This is a genomic window from Cytophagia bacterium CHB2 (assembly GCA_030263535.1).
In the GTDB taxonomy this organism is placed as follows: domain Bacteria; phylum Zhuqueibacterota; class Zhuqueibacteria; order Zhuqueibacterales; family Zhuqueibacteraceae; genus Coneutiohabitans.
Window position 1 is genome coordinate 1 of record SZPB01000485.1, and the last position, 3,891, is coordinate 3,891.

Consider the following 3,891-nt stretch of genomic DNA (forward strand, 5'->3'; position numbering starts at 1 on the left):
GATTCCGGAAATAGTTAATCGTCTCCCTCAGCCCATCGGCCACGGAGATGTGGGGTTCCCACCCCAAAACTTCCCGGGCGCGGGTGATGTCCGGCCGCCGCACCTTGGGATCGTCCACGATACGATCATCGGTTGGTTCGATGCAGATGATAGGCGATTGACTTCCCGCCAGTTCGACGACCATTTCGGCCAGCTCCATGACCGTCATCTCCATATCCGGGTTGCCGATATTCACCGGGAAAGACTCGTCGGAATGAAGCAAGCGGTAAATGCCCTCGATCAAATCGCTGTAACCGCCATTGATTTTCCAAATCAACAGCCCGCCGGCCTCGCCCAAGCGGCGGCCGGGCAGGCCGCGATCATATCCGCGATGATAACGCCGATGCTCAAAGAGCAATGTAACCGCCTGTTGCGGGTCGCGCCAGAGATAATAATTGCGGCCGTCATCCCCGTACACGAGTTCGACCTCGCGGTTGCACGGCATCTCATGCACGGTGAGCCAGCCAAGCTGCGCGCGAAACCAGGGATCAATCGGCGCCGGGCAATTGCCGAAACCGGCCTCCACGCTGTTCTTGTGCCCGTTGCCCATCATATCCCACAAATGAACGTCGTGATGATGTTCGCCCAGCATGTGATTCAACTCATGGCAAAACGGCCCGATGTGCGAGAGGCGAGCGTGGCGCGCTTCATCATAATCGTTGGCGCCGCCGGTGAACGTCCAGCGCTCGGAGGAAAAGAAATACTCGGGCAACGCTCTGGCGTCGCACACGCCGAAAAGCTTGGCGCCCTTGCCGCGGCGATTGCCGGCATAAATGATCACCAGGCGGCGTTGCGGTGTGATGCGCACATCATACCCGCGCGCTGCGGCGTGCTGTTTGGCGTGCCGGTAAAGCTTGTTCCAATTCTGCGCGCCGAAATAGGAGGTTTTGGGCGCGCCCAGCGGAATCCATTTGGGCAAACCTGCCGGCGTGGAATCATTGAGGATTTGCACCAACGGAAAATATTTCCCATTTGACATGTCCTCAAAATAATCGACGAGACTGCCAAACACGGGCTCGCCCTCGGGCGAACGGACGCCGGTGCGTTCGGTGATATAATAACCGCGCGACGCCATCATGTTATAATAATCGCGCCAGCGATAGACGCGATCAAACGGAATGCGCACGCCGGCGGAATCATACCAGGCGTGCGTCACCTCGTCGAATTCGACCAGAATCACGGCTAAGGTATCAGGCGCGACGGGCAGCACAGGTAGGTTTCCCATCTCGGCCATCACCACCGGCTTCTGCGCCCGGGCGTCGGCCATTGCCAGAATGAGAAAAACGTGCAGCAAGAATATCCGCAAGGCAACAGTCATCACGCAATTCCCGGCCAACTGTTGATCGGATCGGTTGAACGCACAACGTGCATGCCGGATTCGGCAAATTTACGGAAAGCAGCGTCCGCTTCCTCGGTGTAGTCGATCACCCCCGGCACAACGACAGGCGAGGCGCAGTCTTCCAGCAAGTAAACTTTTTGCGCCAACTCGCGATTGGTGATGACCATTTCATTCAGAAGATCGGCAATCGTCCACGCCACGCAATGGCTTTTGGCCTGGCCCGCAATGATCACCGCGTCATACTCCAATAATTTTGCGATCAAGCGCGTGTTTTTGTGGGCAATCGGCTTGCCCATCGCGCCGGTCAGCACCTCGGGGCGCAACACGGAGTAATTTTCCGTGAGGGGATTGTTGCCCTTCACCTGGAAATCCGGCTGACTCAAGCGCGCGATGCTGTGAAAGAAAATGGCTTCCTCCACCGCGGAAACCAACGCATGGCCGATGCCGCCGAGCATGGCATGATAAGGCCAAATGGTCAAATCATATTTGCCGCCGGCTTGCAGCGCGGCGGTATAATGCTGCAAATGCTTTTGCGCCTCGCTGGTTTCAAGCTGCAGGTTTTCCGCCACTGCCGGATTGAATTTCCATTTGCCTTGCTGAATATCTTCCGCCGCAATCAGGGTGTAAGGCGCGGGATGCTCGCCTTTTTCATTCACCAAAAAAATCGCATGAAAAATTTGCATCGCCTGATGCGTGTCCATCGTCGGGCAAATGTGCGTGAGGCGATGAAGATTGCGATAAATGAATTCACAAAAACGGCGATTGTCATCCACCGCGCCCGTGCCCGAGCGTCCCCCGACATACAACTCGAAACCGGGAATGCAAAAGGTGTTTTGCACATCGACGGGCAGCAGGCAGATGCGGAAGCGATCATACGCAGCAGGCGCGATGCCATGTTGTTTTGCCCAGCTCTCAGCCTGTTGCGCACGCTCATGATAAGGCACGCGCCAAACTTCGCCGACCTTGCCGGCGTCGAAATGAGGCGGCAGCGGAAGTTCGAATGGAGTCACAGTTACTTTCCCAATCCAAAAAAGTTTTGCACAACGTAACCGGCGATTTGCGGATTTTCTTGCAGCCGGCGCACGGAATAAGCATACCATTGCCTGCCAAACGGCACATACACACGCAAGCGATGCCCGGAATTGACGATGAAATCGCGCAACTCTTCATCGACGCCCAGCAGCATTTGAAATTCATATCCGGTTTTCGGCAGTTTCAACTCATCCACCAGGCGCACACCGTCCCACACCAGACGTTCGTCATGCGTGGCAATGCCAACGTAGGCGCCGCGCCGCAGCAATTCATTGAGCAAAAAGGTAAAATTCTTGTTGATCAGTTCACGATTTTTGAAGGCGATGTTGCGCGGCTCGACGTAGATGCCTTTGCACAGCCGTATGTTGGTGGGCGCGCCATTGGACAGCAACTGGCGGATATCCAAAATCGCGCGGCGCATGTAAGCCTGAATCACCGTGCCGACATTGCTGTACTCCTTGCGCAGCATCTCGTACATACGCAAGGTGTCCGTGGTACAGGACGAATCTTCCATATCAATACGCACAAAATTACTCAACGCCTGCGCGCGCGCCACCACGCGCCGGACATTTTCCAGACAGAAGTTAAAATCCAGCTTCAGCCCGAAGGCCGTCAGCTTGATCGAAACATTGCTGTCAAGCTTTTCCCGGTCAATCGTTTCCAGTGCGTGAATATATTCATCTGCAGTGGCCGTGGCTTCTTCGCGCCGCGAGATGTGCTCGCCCAAAATATCGAGCGTAGCCATCATGCCGCGCTGGTTCAGTTCGCGCACCACGCGCACCGCGTCCGCGATCTTGTCGCCGGCTATATAACGGCTCGAAGCGCGCCGCACCAGCGGCTTGGGCACCAGCGGTATGGTTTTGACAATCAGTTTATTGAGCAACTCCACATTTCCTCCTCCTCCGATTTCGGATTGTTGATTAGAGATTGCGGATTTTAGGAGTACCGTTTAAGTAAGTTACTCATTTTCTCTAAACCGCGAATACACGCGAATGCCTTAATTCGTGTTTATTCGCGTTCATTCGCGGTTTGAGATATGGGAAAATTATTTATAGCATCTTTCAAATGCGTGTGCAGGAGTCGTAGCCTTGCCCCCTTGTGGGGCACTGTCGCAACTGTGAGTTTAGTGGCTTCGGCAGCCGCCCACGAGGGGCGGGGGCTACAAACCTGTCCATTCAATTAAAAACCGCTATAAACGACATTTCATAGTTGATTTGCACTCCGAAATCGGCAATCTCAAATCCGCAATCACTTGCGATGCTTGCCCCACACCTCTTCATTCACGAGATTCGGCGGCTTCTCGCCCCGCAAACCGGCAAGCAAATTGGTTACGGCCATGGTGGCCATTTTATTGCGCGTTTCAATCGTAGCACTGGCGGTGTGCGGCGTGAGCACGACATTCTCCAGCGGCAACAAGCCGGGATGCACCGCCGGTTCGTTTTCGTAAACATCGAGCGCTGCGCCGGCAATGACATTCTTTT

General features: G+C 55.1%; 4 protein-coding genes. All 4 read right to left on the reverse strand.

Annotated features, from left to right (window positions below):
* A partial coding sequence (locus FBQ85_27660; protein MDL1878910.1) for a hypothetical protein occupies window positions 1–1,357 on the reverse strand: 1,357 nt, incomplete at its 3' end.
* Window positions 1,357–2,403, reverse strand: a complete 1,047-nt coding sequence (locus FBQ85_27665) for an isochorismatase (GenBank protein MDL1878911.1) — start codon at window positions 2,401–2,403, stop codon at window positions 1,357–1,359. The genes FBQ85_27665 and FBQ85_27660, both read right to left, overlap by 1 nt.
* On the reverse strand, window positions 2,391–3,299 hold the full coding sequence (locus tag FBQ85_27670) for a proline dehydrogenase (protein ID MDL1878912.1): 909 nt from the start codon (window positions 3,297–3,299) through the stop codon (window positions 2,391–2,393). Before FBQ85_27670 ends, FBQ85_27665 begins: the two co-directional genes overlap by 13 nt.
* Before the next feature lie 359 nt (window positions 3,300–3,658).
* Window positions 3,659–3,891 (reverse strand): D-glycerate dehydrogenase (locus FBQ85_27675; GenBank protein MDL1878913.1); only part of this gene is annotated, 233 nt, incomplete at its 5' end.